Genomic DNA, 12,455 nt, shown 5'->3' with positions numbered 1-12,455 from the left:
ACGAAAGCCATGGCCAACTATCTGCACGACGATGAAGAGGCCAAGCAGGATGCGCAAATGAAACGCATCAAGCGCGGGGCAAGACAAGCGAAGGGAAAGTGAACGTTTGTCAGAATGAGAAAGCGCCGCTTGTCAGAATGAAGAGGCCTTGACGCGCTAAATCATTGAAAACATTGGAGCGGGTGAAGGGAATCGAACCCTCGTATTCAGCTTGGAAGGCTGCTGCTCTACCATTGAGCTACACCCGCGTTGGGGATCACCTAACACGGCGGGACGGCCGCCTCAACCGCCCTGCGCGACTTGACAGACGGCCTGACAGGCGACTTGGCAGCGGTCCCGGTTCCGATCCTAAGCCCCCGGCGATTCCGGTCTTAACAGCGCGGTTGCCGGCCCCTATATTAAAATCTCCCGAAACCAACGAAAGGAGGTGATCCAGTGTCTTATCTCAAGCGCTGTCACCTCGCTGGGATCGCCCGCTAGCTTCTCGGATGAGAGCCTGGCATCGGGGCGCTCTCAGCCCTGGACCAGCGAGACAACAGATCGGGCGCGACGGGTTCACTCCCGCCGCGCCTTTTCTTTTGAGCGATCCTTTTTTAGCCGGGCCCGCCCGTCAGCACCTCGCGGAGCTTCCGCGACAGCTCCGCCTTCCGGTACGGCTTTCTGAGCAGCGCCACGCCGGGATCGAGGTGGCCTTCATGCATGAGGGTGTTGTCGGTGTAGCCCGAGGTGAACAGCACCTTCACGCTCGCGCGGCGCGCCCGGATCGTATCGGCCAATTCCTTGCCGTTGATCCCGCCCGGCATGATCACGTCGGTGAACAGGAGGTCGAATTTGGCTCCCTGGTCGACGAACGCGAGTGCGGTCGCGCCGTCGCCGGCGACCAGCGTGCGATAGCCGAGGCTGCCGAGCTGGGCGATCACATAGCCCTGCACCAGTGGATCGTCCTCGACCACGAGGATGGTCTCGTGTCCGCGCGGCAGGCCGGGCGTCTGCACCGGCTCGGCGCGCGCCGCCGCCTGTCCCACCGAACGCGGCAGAAACAGTCTGACCACCGTGCCGCGGCCTTCCTCGCTCTCGATCCTGACGGTGCCGCCGGTCTGCCTGGCAAAGCCGTAGACCATGCTGAGGCCGAGCCCGGTGCCCTGCCCGATCCCCTTGGTGGTGAAGAACGGCTCGAACACGCGGGCACGGATCTCGGCGGGGATGCCATGGCCGGTATCGGTGACCGCGATCATCACGAATTCGCCCGGCCGTACCTCGCCGTCGCCGGAATCCGCGATCGACATGAACGCCAGATTGGCGGTCTCCAGCCTCAGCATGCCACCGCCCGGCATCGCATCGCGTGCGTTGACGGCGAGATTGACGATGGCCGAGGAGAGCTGCGAGGGATCGGCCATCGCGGACCACGCATCCTCAGCGAGCGCCGTCTCGATGCTGATGTGCTCGCCGAGGATCGGCTTGAGGAGCCGCGCCGTCTCGAGCACGAGACCGTTGACGTCGATCTCGCGCGGCTCGAGCGGCTGGCGGCGCGCGAAGGTCAGGAGCTGCGTGGTGATCTCGGCGCCGCGCGTCGCCGCATCGTCAATGAGCTGGGCGATCGCGGCAAGCTGCGGCTTGTCCGCGAGCCCCTCCTGCAGGATCTCGATCGTGCCGGTGATGACCGTGAGCACGTTGTTGAAGTCGTGCGCGACGCCGCCGGTGAGCTGCCCGATCGCGTCCATCTTCTGCGACTGCCGCAGCCGCTCCTCGGTCTCGTGCTGTTCGGTGAGGTCGGTGGCCGATCCGCGATAGCCGAGGAAGCGGCCGTCGTCCGCAAAGACCGGCTGGCCGTTGACGCTGATATGATGGACCCGTCCGGCCGCGTCGCGGCCGCGATACTCGAACTTCCGGAACGGCTCGTGCCGGTCCAGCAAGGCCAGGTGGTCGAGCCATTTCTGCGGCTCGCTGTCGCGGTCGGCCGCGGTGTCGCCACGGCGTTTGCCGATCACGTAGTTGCCGCCGATGCCGAAGGCGTCCGCGCGGTCCGAGATATAGGTGAACACGTGGTCGGGCCCGGTCTCCCAGAACCAGTCGGACGCGGTCTCGGCATAGTCGCGAAAACGCTGTTCGCTTCGCCGCGCGTCCTCCTCGGCGCGCTGCCGGATCACGAGGTCGCGTTCGAGCTGAGTATTGGCCCGGCGCAACTCGCCATAGGCACGCTGGAGGCTCGCGCACATGGCGTTGAACGCGTCGATCATCTTGTCGAGTTCGTCCGGATCGCGCGGCGGCCGGCGGTCGAGCTGAAGCGGCGGCGGCGGCCGCGCCAGATTGTATTTGCTGACGAAGCCGGCGATGGCGACGAGATGCCTGGTCACCAGCAGGTAGACCATGTAGATGATGAAGAACGACACCAGGAAGGTCTTTGCCGCCTGGCTTGCCAGGATCACCAGTCCTCGGTTGACGAGTTGCCGATACACTTCCGTCAGCGTTGCCCGAACATGAAGCACGCCGATCTGGCGACTGGTCCCCGCCACGACATAGGAGAGCGGATAGTCCCGCTCGATCGCCGCGCGCGTCGTGGATTCGCCGACCGCGATTCGGATGGGATTGGGACGATCGGCGATCTCGCGGACCTCGGCGGCGCGGATGTCGGGCAGACGCAGGATGCCGTTGAGCTGGAGCCGGAGCTGGTTCTGATCGAGGCTCCACAGGCTTTCGCCAAGACTGCCGAGATAGCTTCGGCCGATTTCGTCGAGGCGCGTCTCGATCGCGCTCACCTCACGATCATAGTCCAGATAGAGCTGCAACGCGGTCAGGGTCAGCGTCACGACCGAACTGAACAAGAGCACTGCGGCCAAAAGGCGCGGGCCGATGCCGCCGCCAAGCCAGTTGATAATTCGGGACAAACGAGCAGTGAGAAGCGGCGGCGCGATCGGCGCTCCGATACCGCTCAATTCGTCCTTCGAAGCCGCCGGCGCAACGACGCGCTTGCGGCCAAGGTCGTTCTCTCCTCCACTGCCCATGCACCGCTCCCCCGTGATGGCGGCATCCCTGCCGAGGCCAGTCCCACGCAGCCTCGAGCAAGCCGACGTTCGGCCTACCCCTTCAAGACCTGCCCCTCTCGCGCAGCCTCCCTTCCAGCCCCTGGGCGATTGGCGAACCGGGGGTCAAATGTTGCGCCCAGCGGCAGGAGCCCGTCACAAACTAGCACCGCGCATGCTAGATTGACATCGGTGAAAGTCCGGAGCCGCCCGATGCGGCGCGTTGAAGCGGCCCTGGGAACGGACCACCTTCCGGTAGATCGCGTTGATCCCTCAATCCAGCGGTAGCAATGGACGGACACGGAGACGCGTCATGTGGCGGACAGTTCTCATAGCAGCGCTGCTGCTGCTTCATGGCAGCCCGACGCAGGCCCAATCGGTGATCCGGCTCGCCCGAATCGCCGACATCCCGGATCAATATGTCGGCGGGGAAATGCTGCGGGCTGTCTACGCGCGTCTGAACATCAAGCTCGAATTCGAGGACGTCCCTGGCAAGCGCGCACTCGCACTCTCGAGCACCGGCGAGCTCGATGGCGAAATCCAGAGAATCGCCAACCTCGCGAAAGATTATCCGACGCTGGTGCAGATCTCGCCACCGATCAACTATATCGAGCCTTCGGTCTTTACCACCAAGCTTCGCTTCGACGTCGCCGGCTGGGATTCGATCAGGGACTACAGCATCGGCATCGTGCGCGGTGTCGGCTCGTCGGAAGCCGGCACCCGCGGCATGAGCCGCGTCACGGCAACCACAAGCCTGGAGAACATGATCCAGATGCTGGACGCCGACCGCTTCGACCTGATCGTGACCGATCTGTTCAGCGGGCTGGTCGCGGTGCGGAAGCTCAATCTGGAGGCCCGCATCTATCCGCTCTCCCCGCCGCTGCAGCGGATCTACATCTATCATTACTTGCACGAGCGGCACCGCGATCTCGTCCCGAAGATCGGCAAAGCGATCGCGGACATGGACGCCAGCGGCGAACTGGCGCAACTGCGGGCGTCACTGGTCAAGCAGGTGCTGAGCGGGCGCTAGGGCCAAGTCCGTACCGATGGAATCGGAACGGGACTCGAGGCCGTGTACCTATAAACCGGCGGCGTCAGTGACTGGTGACTACGTCGGCTTTGCTCCTATAGCGACCAAGCTCGTGCGGCAGCGCAGTATGTCGCGATGGGCCAGTAGCTGAAGTCTGTCTAGGAAAGCATGCATGGGTCAGATTGCAGCCATTTGGTGCAGTGCGTGCCTGGGTGCTGCTGACAGGACGCTGTCAGCAGTGGGGCGATACTGCGCCATGGAAGCGCTGAAACATTCAGAAGAGCTGGGTTTATGAAATTCGCCTCAATACGTCTGATCGCCCGCGACATCAAAGCCGTGGTGGGCTTCTACGAAGAGGTGACAGGCAAGAGGGCCGATTGGCTCGCACCGGTCTTCGCTGAGATCGTGACCCCGACAGCCGCGATCGCCGTCGGAAGCGCGGAGACTGTAGCTCTCTTCAAGGAAGGAAGTGCCGAACCCGCCGCCAACCGTACGGCAATCATCGAATTTCAAGTGACGGACGTTGATGCCGAGTTTGCGCGATTGAAGGACCAAGTCGAACTCGTTCACGAGCCGAAGAATTTGCCATGGGGCAATCGCGCAGCTCAATTCCGTGACCCCGAGGGCACGCTGGTTAGCTTGTATACTCCCGTTACCGACGCCGCCAAACAGCGATTTGGATCTCGATAAGCGACAGGTCGAGATGATTTTGCTGCGTATCGGTCGATCACGCCCGTCATTGGCGCCCGTCCGTTGCAGTCTCCCCGCGTTCGATCAACTAGGCGCGTTTTCTTGACGCGAACCGGTATCCACTTCGCTCGAAAACGCGCTAGGGCCAGAACGAGATCAGGCGAAGCCGCTCGCGCAGCGCAATGATCGCGATCAGCATGCCGATCGACCAGGCCAGCATGCCGCGGTAGGGCTCCGCGCTGAGGAACAGCGTGAGCACGCTCGCAACCGCGCAAGGCGCGATGGCGTGGTTGGTTCTGCTTGCAAGCGACAGCACGAACGGAAGTGCAGCGATCAGCACGGTGGAAAGGGTCATGTCAAACGGACTCCCCTCGCGCGCGCTGCAATCAGAAGCCGAACAAATTGAGCGACCGCGGCCGCTTGCCGCGCCGGCTCTCGACGATCTGCTCGCCGCCGTTCGAGGCCGAGCTGCCATAGTAGCGATGGTGACCGGACTGGTCGTGCAGATCGCCCGAATCGGACTGCGCCGATCGCCGTGCGTCACAGATGATCTTGATGCTTCGACCTGACATTGCCGCCTCCGCTGCCGCTGCTTTGTGCAGCGTTCTCAGTGGCTATCAGTCGCAACGGTTCCGCGTCGCGTTCAGGCGGCAACCTCACAATCGGGTTTCAGGATTGTTTCGTCGCGGCAGAACGACGCAATATTTCGTGTCGGCGGGTTGTCGGGGACGGCCTGCGTGATACGTCTTCAGTCCGCGCGGATACGCAAAATGCACACGAGGTAACGATGCTCTACGCCATCCTGGCCTATCATGTTGAAAGCGAGGTCTTGTCCTGGACGCCGGAGGAAGACGCCGCGGTCGTAGCCAAAGTCATCGAGGTTCAGGCCCCCCTGCGAGCAAGCGGACATTCTGGGCCGGCTGCCCGTCTGGATGAGACCCGAAAGGCCCGCACCGTGCGTGGCCCCGGCGCGGGCATGGTGCTGGACGGCCCGTTTGCCGAGACCAAGGAGCAGCTTCTGGGCTTCCACCTCGTGGAATTCGACACTGATGATGAGGTGATCGCCGCGGCGCGGAGGCTGCGTCAGGTCAATCCGACTGCGGTCTACGAAATCCGCCCGGTCAAGCTTTACGTGCCGGCCGACGGGTTTGGCGCGACACCGGCCGACGGATGAGAGACGGCGCTACTTCGCCGGTCCCGACGTGAAAGCGCGCTGGATCAGAAGCCCGCCAAAAGTCAGGAACCACAGATACGGCGGGGAACGGCGGGACGCCTTTCCCGTAGGTCCTAAACCGCCCGGCGTCCAGCCGGATTGCAGATTGGCCTGATATCGCCGATTCTGCCCCACTCTCAGGGGGGCGATTCGTGACGGCGGCGACATATCTGGATACGCTCAATGGCGAGCAGCGCCGCGCCGTCGAACATGGCGTGGGCGACGGCGGCACGATCGGCGGCCCCCTCCTCGTCATTGCCGGTGCCGGCTCCGGCAAGACCAACACGCTTGCGCACCGGGTGGCCCATTTGATCGTCGCGGGCGCCGACCCGCGGCGAATCCTGCTGATGACGTTTTCGCGGCGCGCGGCGGCCGAGATGGCGTCCCGCGTCGAGCGCATCGCGCGCAAGGTGCTCGGCGAGAACAAGGCCGCAGTGATGCGCGACGCGCTGACCTGGGCCGGTACCTTCCACGGCATCGGCGCGCGGCTCTTGCGCGAATATGCCGAGCGGATCGGCGTCGATCCCGCCTTCACCATCCACGACCGCGAGGATTCCGCCGACCTGATGAACCTGGTTCGGCACGAATGCGGCCTATCGAAAACGCAAAGCCGTTTTCCCGCCAAGGGCACCTGCCTCTCGATCTATTCCCGCTGCGTCAACGCGGAGATGGCGATCGAAAAGGTACTGGGTCAGCACTATCCCTGGTGCTCGGGCTGGGCTTCGGAACTGAAGAGCCTGTTTGCCGCCTATGTCGAGGCCAAGCAGGCGCAGCACGTGCTCGACTATGACGACCTCCTGCTCTACTGGGCGCAAATGATGAGCGATGCCGGCATCGCCGAGGAGATCGGCAGCCGCTTCGATCACGTGCTGGTCGACGAATATCAGGACACCAACCGCCTGCAATCCTCGATCCTGCTGGCGCTCAAGCCTGAAGGACGCGGGCTCACCGTCGTCGGCGACGACGCGCAGTCGATCTACTCGTTTCGCGCGGCGACCGTGCGCAACATCCTCGAATTTCCGCAACAGTTCTCGCCGCGGGCGGAGATCGTCACGCTCGACCGCAACTACCGCTCGACGCAGCCGGTGCTGTCGGCCGCGAACGGCGTCATCGGCTTGTCCAAGGAGCGCTTCACAAAAAACCTCTGGACCGACCGTACCTCCTCGCAGAAGCCGCAGCTCGTCTCGTTGCGCGACGAGGCCGAACAGGCGAGCTACATCGTCGAGCAGGTGCTCGCCAACCGCGAGCAGGGTTCGCTCCTGAAGCACCAGGCGGTGCTGTTTCGTACCTCCTCGCACAGCGGCCCGCTCGAGATCGAGCTGACGCGACGCAACATTCCCTTCGTGAAATTCGGCGGGTTGAAGTTTCTGGACGCCGCCCACGTCAAGGACATGCTGGCGCTTTTGCGCTTCGTCGAAAATCCGCGCGACCGCGTCGCCGGCTTTCGCATCCTCCATCTCCTGCCTGGCGTGGGGCCGGCGACCGCGCAGCGCGTGCTCGACCAGATGGCCGAGAGCGCCAATCCCATTCATGCGCTCGTCCAGCTCCCCGCCCCGCCGCGGGCCGGCGCCGACTGGACGGCGTTCGTCCAGGCAATAGAGAATTTGCGCTACTCCGAATGGCCTGCCGATCTCGAACGCGCGCGGCTCTGGTACGAGCCGCATCTCGATCGCATCCACGAGGATTCCGAGACGCGCCGCGCCGATCTCGTGCAGCTCGAGCAGATCGCCGGCGGCTATGCCTCGCGCGAGAAATTCCTGACCGAGCTGACGCTCGATCCGCCTGATGCCACCAGCGACCAGGCCGGCGTTCCCCTGCTCGACGAGGACTATCTGATCCTGTCGACGATCCATTCCGCCAAGGGCCAGGAATGGAAGTCGGTCTACGTGCTCAACGTCGTCGACGGCTGCTTGCCCTCCGACCTCGGCACCGGCACGAGCGCCGAGATCGAGGAGGAGCGCCGCTTGCTCTATGTCGCGATGACACGGGCGAAGGACGATCTGCACCTGGTGGTACCGCAGCGCTTCTTCACCCACGGCCAGGCCGCGCAGGGCGACCGCCACGTCTATGCCTCGCGCACCCGCTTCATTCCGGAGGCGCTCGTTCCGCTGTTCGAGCGAACGAGCTGGCCGCAAGCAGCAAGCGGTCAGGCGCGGACAGCCGCGCAAGGGCCGAGGATCGACGTCGGCGCACGCATGCGGGGCATGTGGCGGTAGACGCCGAAGACTCATCAAGGAGCGGATCGATGGCAAACGCAGGCAAGAAAGAGATTGTGGCGCAGCTCGATGCTCTTCGGCGGCTTGCCCGTGACGTGCTTCAGAAGTCGAAGGACCAGACCATGGTCCACATCAGGGACAGGCGCGCGCTTCGCCAGCAGCAGATGAAGGCGATCCAGGCCATCGACGCCGAGATCGACGGGCTCAAGCAGCTGCGGCGGCGCGTCTTGCGAGCCCGCAGTGCCGGCGAGATGACCGAGAAGTTCACATTCTGACGTCGCGACGCGGCGACGCAAGATATCGGCGCGGAATGGGGGCACGGTAGCCCGAAGACGCGGGCCGGTTCCGCCTGCCCGTCGGATATCCAGGAGATTCCGCGTGAAAGCCGTTGTCGTCGAACACTATGCGCCGATCGATCAAATCGAGCTCAGGGACATCCCGATGCCGCCCGTCGCGGCCGGACAATTGCGGATCAAGGTTCACGCTGCCGGAATCGGATTTGTCGACGGCCTGAAGGTTCAGGGGCTGTACCAGACCAAGGATCCCCTGCCCTTCACACCCGGAACGGAGTTTGCCGGCGTGGTCGACGAGGCTCCCGGCAACGGTGCCGGCTACGTGCCCGGCACGCGCGTGATGGGCATGGCACGATCGGGCGCGCTCGCCGAATACATCACCGTCGCCGCCGAGGCGGTGCACGCGATGCCTGACGGCGTCACGGCGGAGGTCGGCGCTTCCTTCCGCGCCAATTATCTGACCGCGCATTATGCGCTCAGTTCGCGCGCCATGCTGGCCGCAGGCGAGCAGCTCCTCGTGCTGGGCGCAGCCGGCGGCGTCGGCATTGCTGCCGTGCAGATCGGCAAGCTGCTCGGCGCGCGCGTCATTGCTGCGGCTTCCACGCCGGAGAAGCGCGACTTTGCGCGGCAGCACGGCGCCGACGCCGTCATCGACTATACGCAAGCAAACTGGCGCGACGCACTAAAGGAGCTCACCGCCGGCCGCGGCGCCGACGTCATCTTCGATCCCGTCGGCGGCGAGATCTCGGTGCAGGCATTTCGCTCGATCGCCTGGCGCGGTCGGCATCTCGTGGTCGGCTTCGCGGCGGGCAGCATCCCGGCGCTGCCGTTCAACCTGCCGCTGCTCAAGGGAGGCGCGCTCCTTGGCGTCGATCTCGCGCAGATTCCGACGCGCGAACCTGACGTCGAGAGGCGCCTGATCGCCGAGCTGATGACGTGGCTCGCCGAGGGCAAGCTCAAACCCGTGGTCGGCCGTGTGTTCGCATTCGCCGATTTTCGCGACGCCTTCAAAGCGATGCAAGCGCGCGACGCCCTCGGCAAGATGGTGGTGCGGATCCCGTCGTAAGCCCCGCGTCGGGTTCACGAATGGAAACCGAGCATTTCGCTGCACGGTCTTGTGACGGGACGACGGTCCCTTATCTCTCGGGTTCTTCCCCACAGAGACCTGATCAATGACCAAACCGCTTGAGCTCGGACTGGATACCTTTGGCGACGTCACCAAGGGCGCGACCGGAGTAGCGCTGCCGCATGCGCAGGTGATCCGCAACGTCGTCGACGAGGCGGTGCTGGCCGACGAGCTCGGCATCGACTTCATCGGGCTCGGCGAGCACCATCGCTCGGATTTTGCGATCTCCTCGCCCGAGACGGTGCTCGCCGCGATCGCCGCGCGCACCAAGCGCATCCATCTCGGCTCGGCCGTGACGGTGCTGAGCTCGGACGATCCGATCCGCGTTTTCCAGCGCTTTGCCACGCTCGATGCCATCTCGGGCGGCCGCGCCGAGGTGATCCTTGGCCGCGGCTCGTTCACGGAATCCTTTCCGCTGTTCGGCTTCGACCTGCGATCCTACGAAGAGTTGTTCGAGGAGAAGCTCGACCTGTTCGCGGCGCTCCTGAAGCAGGAGCCGGTGAGCTGGCAGGGCAATCTGCGCCCGCCGCTGCAGAACCAGCGCGTGTTTCCTCCGGTCGAGAGCGGCACGCTAAAGACCTGGATCGGCGTCGGCGGCAGCCCGCAATCGGTGGTGCGCGCCGCGCACTACGATCTGCCCCTGATGCTCGCGATCATCGGCGGCGATCCCGCGCGCTTTGCGCCCTATGTCGAGTTCTATCACCGCGCCTTCAGGGAATTCGGCCGGACGCCAAAGCCGATCGGCGTGCATTCGCCGGGCTACGTCGCGGAGACCGACGCGCAGGCGCGCGAAGAGCTCTGGACCGACTACAAGACCATGCGCGACCGCATCGGCAAGGAACGCGGCTGGCCGCCGATGGGCCGTGACGAGTTCGCGAGCGAAGCCGACCACGGCTCGCTCTACGTCGGCTCACCCGAAACCGTAGCGCGCAAGATCGCCACGACCGCGAAGGCGCTCGGGATCGCGCGGTTTCAGTTGAAATATTCGGCTGGTCCCCTGCCGCATGAGAAGCTGATGAAGAGCATCGAGCTCTACGGGCGGAAGGTGGTGCCGATGGTGCGGGAGATGATGGGGTGAGGCGGCGGCGTTACCAGATCGACGAACCCGATACGGTTGCTTCAGAGTCGTTTCTTGGCAAATGCACGGCCGGAGGCTGATTTCAGATATCTCTCGAAGGCGATGGCCTGCTGTTCGTCCGAGAATGCGACATATGTCTTGAGCTCCCACGGGGCGAACTTCGATGTGTGCGGGACTTCACCAGCGTTGTGCCTCTTGAGACGCGCGCGGAGATCAGAAGTGAGACCGACATAGTAGCGACTTGGATCGCTCTTGCTCCTGAGGATGTACACGTAGATCATCCGGGCCCCTCGAAGGCTGAACGCCCGCTATCCTATACATCGCAATGCCGAAGGTCTCTAAGCCCGCCTACGCCCTGCGGGGCTACGGCGCGGCAGCCATCGCTCGCTTCGCGCCACGGCCACCTGGGCTGGCTTGCCGAGCCGTAGCTCGCGACGATGGCATCATATGCAGGTTTTTCCTGGTGGAGAAAAGCCCGCCTACGCCCTGCGGGCTACGGCGCGGCAGCCTTCGCTCGCTTCGCGCCACGGCCACCTGGGCTGGCTTGCCGAGCCGTAGCTCGCGAAGCGAGCGAAGGCTGGTGGGGGAGGAAGGACTCGAACCTTCGAAGCCATGAGGCGGCTGATTTACAGTCAGCTCCCTTTGCCACTCGGGACACTCCCCCGCTCGACGGCAGCATGATCGGTCCGGACGTTTGCCGGCGACCGAAGACGGCCATGGAACGTGAAGGCCGCGACGACCCGGATCGGGGCGCGACCGGGCGCGTTTATGGGCGATGCGGCAGGGCAAAGTCAACCGAGGCGTTCGGGGAAAATCGTCCATAATGGCCTCTGGGGACGGCCAAATTGCCATATTCCGGAACCCGTGACACAAGCGCAGCCATGAACGATCGAAAATTCGCTCCCAAGGGCCGCCGCGGCGGCGGTAAGCCCTTCAAGAGAGGCGAGAAATCGGCCGGCCGCCCGGCCTGGCGCGACCGCGATTCGGGATCCGACGGCCCTGCCATCCTGTACGGCTGGCACACCGTGACCCTGGCGCTCGCCAACCCCAACAGGCGGATCCGCAAGCTGATCCTGACCGAGAACGCCGCCCGGCGGCTCGCCGAGGACAACATCCCGACCCGGATCACGCCCGAGATCGTCCGGCCCCAGGAGATCGACCGGCTGCTGTCGCCGGACGCCGTGCATCAGGGCCTGCTCGCCGAGGCCGATCCCCTGCTCTCGCCTGACATCGAGACGCTCGCGCCAGAGGGCATGGTGCTGGTGCTCGACCAGATCACCGACCCGCACAATGTCGGTGCCATCCTGCGCTCGGCCGCGGCCTTTGCGGTCAAGGCGATCGTCACCACCGCGCGCCACAGCCCCGAGGCAACCGGCGTGCTGGCGAAGGCCGCTTCCGGCGCGCTCGAGCTGGTGCCAATGGTGACCGTGCAAAATCTCGCCCGCGCGCTGACGGCGCTGAACGAGCGCGGTTTTCAGACCGTCGGGCTCGACAGCGAGGGTTCTGAGGACTTGAGCGAAGTCGCTTTGCGCGAACCGCTGGCGCTGGTGCTCGGCGCCGAAGGCAAGGGCCTGCGCCAACTGACGCGCGAGACCTGCAGCGTCGTGGCGCGGCTCGACATGCCCGGCGAGATCAAGAGCCTCAACGTGTCGAACGCCGCGGTACTGTCGCTCTATGTCGGCGCCAGCCGGCTTGGGCTCATGAAGCGCTAAATCGGGATAGGGGGGAGCCTCTCAGCTCCGCCCCTCCCACACCACCGTACGTACGGGTCCGTATACGGCGGTTCGGT

Annotated in this window: 12 protein-coding genes and 2 tRNA genes; 8 read left to right on the top strand and 6 right to left on the bottom strand. The window is 64.6% G+C overall.

All coding sequences use genetic code 11. The features are described from left to right. Nucleotides 1-174: 174 nt before the first annotated feature. Both JQ632_RS16495 and JQ632_RS16490 read right to left on the bottom strand, forming a co-directional pair. Nucleotides 175-248 (bottom strand) — tRNA-Gly (locus JQ632_RS16495). Between the two features lie 345 nt (nt 249-593). Beyond that, the gene (locus tag JQ632_RS16490; RefSeq protein ID WP_212403637.1) at nt 594-3,002 is read right to left on the bottom strand and encodes an ATP-binding protein; all 2,409 of its coding nucleotides are present in this window, start codon (nt 3,000-3,002) and stop codon (nt 594-596) included. Nucleotides 3,003-3,333: 331 nt separating this feature from the next. Here JQ632_RS16490 and JQ632_RS16485 point away from each other — a divergent pair, with 331 nt between their 5' ends. Further along, nucleotides 3,334-4,050 (top strand): ABC transporter substrate-binding protein, encoded by a 717-nt coding sequence (locus tag JQ632_RS16485; protein WP_212403636.1) that lies wholly within the window; start codon nt 3,334-3,336, stop codon nt 4,048-4,050. Nucleotides 4,051-4,341: 291 nt separating this feature from the next. After that, nucleotides 4,342-4,740 carry a VOC family protein gene (locus JQ632_RS16480; protein ID WP_212403635.1) on the top strand — a complete coding sequence of 133 codons (399 nt, stop codon included), beginning with the start codon at nt 4,342-4,344 and terminating at the stop codon, nt 4,738-4,740. Between the two features lie 139 nt (nt 4,741-4,879). On the opposite strand, the gene JQ632_RS16475 is transcribed toward JQ632_RS16480, so the two are convergent. Beyond that, entirely contained in the window at nt 4,880-5,095 is a 216-nt protein-coding gene (locus JQ632_RS16475) for a hypothetical protein (protein ID WP_212403634.1), read from the bottom strand. A gap of 31 nt (nt 5,096-5,126) precedes the next feature. Further along, nucleotides 5,127-5,312 (bottom strand): hypothetical protein, encoded by a 186-nt coding sequence (locus tag JQ632_RS16470; RefSeq protein ID WP_212403633.1) that lies wholly within the window; start codon nt 5,310-5,312, stop codon nt 5,127-5,129. A 215-nt stretch (nt 5,313-5,527) separates the two neighbouring features. Between JQ632_RS16470 and JQ632_RS16465 the strand changes: the two genes are divergently transcribed. The 5 genes from JQ632_RS16465 to JQ632_RS16445 all read left to right on the top strand — a co-directional run bounded on the left by JQ632_RS16465 (nt 5,528) and on the right by JQ632_RS16445 (nt 10,666). Next, nucleotides 5,528-5,914, top strand: a complete 387-nt coding sequence (locus tag JQ632_RS16465; protein WP_212403632.1) for a YciI family protein — start codon at nt 5,528-5,530, stop codon at nt 5,912-5,914. A gap of 191 nt (nt 5,915-6,105) precedes the next feature. Then, complete coding sequence (locus tag JQ632_RS16460) at nt 6,106-8,169, top strand: ATP-dependent helicase (protein ID WP_212403631.1); 2,064 nt, start codon at nt 6,106-6,108, stop codon at nt 8,167-8,169. Between the two features lie 29 nt (nt 8,170-8,198). After that, nucleotides 8,199-8,444: a hypothetical protein gene (locus JQ632_RS16455; protein WP_212403630.1), complete on the top strand. Its 246-nt coding sequence runs from the start codon at nt 8,199-8,201 to the stop codon at nt 8,442-8,444. A 103-nt stretch (nt 8,445-8,547) separates the two neighbouring features. After that, nucleotides 8,548-9,528 (top strand): NADPH:quinone oxidoreductase family protein, encoded by a 981-nt coding sequence (locus JQ632_RS16450; protein WP_212403629.1) that lies wholly within the window; start codon nt 8,548-8,550, stop codon nt 9,526-9,528. Nucleotides 9,529-9,634: 106 nt separating this feature from the next. Beyond that, the gene (locus tag JQ632_RS16445; RefSeq protein ID WP_212403628.1) at nt 9,635-10,666 is read left to right on the top strand and encodes an LLM class flavin-dependent oxidoreductase; all 1,032 of its coding nucleotides are present in this window, start codon (nt 9,635-9,637) and stop codon (nt 10,664-10,666) included. Nucleotides 10,667-10,707: 41 nt separating this feature from the next. On the opposite strand, the gene JQ632_RS16440 is transcribed toward JQ632_RS16445, so the two are convergent. Both JQ632_RS16440 and JQ632_RS16435 read right to left on the bottom strand, forming a co-directional pair. Continuing rightward, nucleotides 10,708-10,947: a GIY-YIG nuclease family protein gene (locus tag JQ632_RS16440; RefSeq protein ID WP_212403627.1), complete on the bottom strand. Its 240-nt coding sequence runs from the start codon at nt 10,945-10,947 to the stop codon at nt 10,708-10,710. Nucleotides 10,948-11,244: 297 nt separating this feature from the next. Next, nucleotides 11,245-11,330, bottom strand: a tRNA-Tyr gene (locus JQ632_RS16435). Between the two features lie 217 nt (nt 11,331-11,547). On the opposite strand from JQ632_RS16435, the gene rlmB reads away from it, so the two are divergent. Beyond that, complete coding sequence (gene rlmB / locus JQ632_RS16430; protein WP_212403626.1) at nt 11,548-12,378, top strand: 23S rRNA (guanosine(2251)-2'-O)-methyltransferase RlmB; 831 nt, start codon at nt 11,548-11,550, stop codon at nt 12,376-12,378. The last annotated feature ends 77 nt before the right edge of the window (nt 12,379-12,455 follow it).

The sequence above is a fragment of the Bradyrhizobium liaoningense genome (assembly GCF_018130955.1).
Taxonomy (GTDB): domain Bacteria; phylum Pseudomonadota; class Alphaproteobacteria; order Rhizobiales; family Xanthobacteraceae; genus Bradyrhizobium; species Bradyrhizobium liaoningense_C.
This window is presented reverse-complemented; position numbering and strand designations above follow the sequence as displayed.

Coding starts and splice junctions, on each gene's coding strand:
- JQ632_RS16455 (WP_212403630.1), top strand. CDS start 8,199: ATGGCAAACGCAGGCAAGAAAGAGATTGTGGCGCAGCTCGATGCTCTT.
- rlmB (WP_212403626.1), top strand. CDS start 11,548: ATGAACGATCGAAAATTCGCTCCCAAGGGCCGCCGCGGCGGCGGTAAG.
- JQ632_RS16465 (WP_212403632.1), top strand. CDS start 5,528: ATGCTCTACGCCATCCTGGCCTATCATGTTGAAAGCGAGGTCTTGTCC.
- JQ632_RS16490 (WP_212403637.1), bottom strand. CDS start 3,002: ATGGGCAGTGGAGGAGAGAACGACCTTGGCCGCAAGCGCGTCGTTGCG.
- JQ632_RS16445 (WP_212403628.1), top strand. CDS start 9,635: ATGACCAAACCGCTTGAGCTCGGACTGGATACCTTTGGCGACGTCACC.
- JQ632_RS16470 (WP_212403633.1), bottom strand. CDS start 5,312: ATGTCAGGTCGAAGCATCAAGATCATCTGTGACGCACGGCGATCGGCG.
- JQ632_RS16485 (WP_212403636.1), top strand. CDS start 3,334: ATGTGGCGGACAGTTCTCATAGCAGCGCTGCTGCTGCTTCATGGCAGC.
- JQ632_RS16480 (WP_212403635.1), top strand. CDS start 4,342: ATGAAATTCGCCTCAATACGTCTGATCGCCCGCGACATCAAAGCCGTG.
- JQ632_RS16440 (WP_212403627.1), bottom strand. CDS start 10,947: ATGATCTACGTGTACATCCTCAGGAGCAAGAGCGATCCAAGTCGCTAC.
- JQ632_RS16475 (WP_212403634.1), bottom strand. CDS start 5,095: ATGACCCTTTCCACCGTGCTGATCGCTGCACTTCCGTTCGTGCTGTCG.